Annotated in this window: 2 protein-coding genes and 1 pseudogene; 2 read left to right on the top strand and 1 reads right to left on the bottom strand. The window is 66.2% G+C overall.

Features of this window, described 5'->3' with window-relative positions; all coding sequences use genetic code 11:
- A pseudogene (locus tag EOA36_RS33230) lies at positions 1-701 on the top strand (MFS transporter); the annotation flags it as partial.
- Positions 702-747: 46 nt separating this feature from the next.
- Here EOA36_RS33230 and EOA36_RS33225 read toward each other — a convergent pair.
- On the bottom strand, positions 748-1,212 hold the full coding sequence (locus EOA36_RS33225) for a MarR family winged helix-turn-helix transcriptional regulator (RefSeq protein WP_127280988.1): 465 nt from the start codon (positions 1,210-1,212) through the stop codon (positions 748-750).
- A 235-nt stretch (positions 1,213-1,447) separates the two neighbouring features.
- Between EOA36_RS33225 and EOA36_RS33220 the strand changes: the two genes are divergently transcribed.
- Positions 1,448-2,242 carry an SDR family oxidoreductase gene (locus EOA36_RS33220; protein WP_127280987.1) on the top strand — a complete coding sequence of 265 codons (795 nt, stop codon included), beginning with the start codon at positions 1,448-1,450 and terminating at the stop codon, positions 2,240-2,242.
- Positions 2,243-2,508: the final 266 nt, after the last annotated feature.

Here is a 2,508-nt window from a genome sequence, read left to right as displayed (position 1 = left end):
TCTACGACATTGCCGGCCTTGGCGCGCTGTCCGGCGCCATCCTGTGGTACCGGCTGCCACGCGGCATCATCGGCGACAGGCTGCCGCTGAAGCGCCGCCTGGCGGCGGCGATGCGTCCCGGCGTGATGCCGATCCTGGTGACGACGGCGCTTGCCCTCATCGGCGCGTTCACCGTGTTCAGCTTCATCGCGCCGCTAGCCATCGCAGCCGCCGGGCTGTCGCCGATCGCGCTGCCGGGCATGCTGCTCGCCTTCGGCGCCGGCGCCGTCATCGGCAACATTGCCGGCGGCCAGGCCGCCGATCGTTTCGGCGCGACGCGTACCGTCGCCTGGTCGCTGGCGCTCTCCGCGGCCATGCTCGTCACCTTTTCGCTGATCCCGACCTTCCTGCCGCATCACCTCGCCGGGCCGGCGCTGATGGGCATGATGGTGCCGTGGGGCATCGTCGGCTGGGCCTTCCCGCCGGCACAGGCGAGCCGCATCATCAAGCTCGCGCCGGACGCGGCGCCGATCGTGCTGTCGCTCAATGCCTCGGCGCTCTATCTCGGCGTGGCGCTGGGTGCTGTGGTGGGCGGCGCGGTGCTGCGTTACGGCGCGCCGGCCGATCTCGGCCTGATCGCCGCGGCCTTCCCGGTCATCGGGCTCGGCATCGTGCTGGCCGGGCGGGTGTTTGCCAGACCGGTGGCGATGCCGGCGGAATAAGACTGACCCCGAGGCTTGCACCCCTGTTTTTTACGCGGCCGCTTCTTCAGCTGGAAGGAGTGGCCGCGGGCAGTTCCAGGTTCAACGCGGCCACTTCATCGAGCGTGGCCCGCAGTTTCGCGGCCTGCTCGGCGCCGATCATGGCCTCGAATTGCCGCTGGGCAACGCTCCATAGCTTGATCGCCTCGTCGAGCTTGGCCTGGCCGGTCGGCGTCAGCCGCACGCGCTTGACGCGGCGATCGTCCTTGTCGGCGAAGGTTTCGACATAGCCGTCGCGAACCAGAGGCTTCAACGTGTGGCCGAGTGCCGAGAGATCCATGATCAACGCCTCGGCAATGGCCCCCATCGCCGGCTCGCCGCCGACACTGATCTGGAAGAGCAGGCCAAACTGCGTGCCCTTCAAGCCGGAAGGCGCCAGCGCGTCGTCGTAGAAGCGGCCGAGCCTGCGCGCGGTGCGCCGCAAGGTGGCATTGTTGCACTGGCTGAAGCCCGGCTGCTGAACGTCGGTCATGTCAACTCCTTGCCGGAGCATTCCGGCGAAACCGCTGGGCGCTTTTGCTGGAATTGCTCTGGCAGGGGCGCTGGCCCTGTCGCAGAAATAGTTTTCGTGGCCGCCGTTGACAAGATAGTGGCATATACCTATTTCGCCGAAAGTGGTATATGCCACTAATTGATAACAGGACAATGGGCTCGACCGCCGGCGGGTTCGTCGAAGCCGAACGAGAGCCAACAGAAGGAACGTGACAATGAGCAAGAACGACAACAAGGGGACAGCCGTGGTAACAGGCGCTTCCTCGGGCATCGGCGCCGTCTATGCCGACCGGCTGGCGGGGCAGGGCTATGATTTGGTGCTGGTGGCGCGCCGCGCCGATCGGCTCGGGGAATTGGCCGAGAAGCTGCGCCATGCCTATAGCCGCAAGGTCAGCGTGATCGCGGCCGACCTGTCCGACGACGACGATGTGCGCCGCGTCGAGAAGGCGATATCAGCCGACGAGAGTGTGACGCTGCTGGTCAACAATGCCGGCCTTGGCGGTCAGGCAGTGGTGGCAACCGCCGACGCGGATGCCGCCGAGCGCATGATCAAGGTCAATGTCGTGGCGCTGACCCGGCTGACCCGTGCAGTGCTGCCGGGGCTTTTGGCGCGCAACCGTGGCGGGATCGTCAACATCGCCTCGGTACTGGCTTTCGACACCTCGTTCGGGGGCATCTACAGCGGCACCAAGGCCTATGTCGTCAACTTCACCGAAGCGCTGCATCGCGAGGTCGCGGGCACCGGGGTGACGGCACAGGCGGTGCTGCCGGGCGCGACCCGGACCGATTTCTGGGAGCTTTCCGGCAGCGATATCGACCAGCTTCCGAAGGAAATCATCATGACCGCCGACGATATGGTCGATGCCGCCCTTGTCGGCCTGGCGCGGGGCGAAGCCGTCACCGTGCCGGCGCTTGCCGATACGGGAAAGCTGGATACGTTCCTCGGCGCCCGGCAGGCCTTCTATGGCAGCTTGCACGCCGACAAGCCGGCAGCCCGCTACGCGGCTTGAGGCCACTTCGGTCTGGGACTCTGGCGCTTGTGCACATCTTCCGCGACTAGCGTGGCCGATCGGCCCCCGTGGCTTGATTGCCACGTGGTTCCCCCAATCCGTCGCGGCTTCGCCGCGCCACCTTTCCCCCCTCCGGAGGGAAAGGAAGGGAGCGCTACTGGGCGAGCATTGACGGCAAAAAGCCTGGCGCTTTTCCTCTCCCTCGTCGATCGGGGGAGAGCGACTATCTGGGGTGTCAAGTTGCATTTGCGAATTCGCTTCTCGCG

Origin of the sequence: Mesorhizobium sp. M8A.F.Ca.ET.021.01.1.1 (genome assembly GCF_003998025.1) — a bacterium.
Lineage (GTDB): Bacteria > Pseudomonadota > Alphaproteobacteria > Rhizobiales > Rhizobiaceae > Mesorhizobium.
The sequence above is the reverse complement of the archived record's forward strand: the minus strand, read 5'-3'. Positions and strand labels throughout refer to the sequence as shown.

Excerpts from the sequence above, each read along its gene's own strand:
- EOA36_RS33225 (WP_127280988.1), bottom strand. The coding sequence starts at position 1,212 with ATGACCGACGTTCAGCAGCCGGGCTTCAGCCAGTGCAACAATGCCACC.
- EOA36_RS33220 (WP_127280987.1), top strand. The coding sequence starts at position 1,448 with ATGAGCAAGAACGACAACAAGGGGACAGCCGTGGTAACAGGCGCTTCC.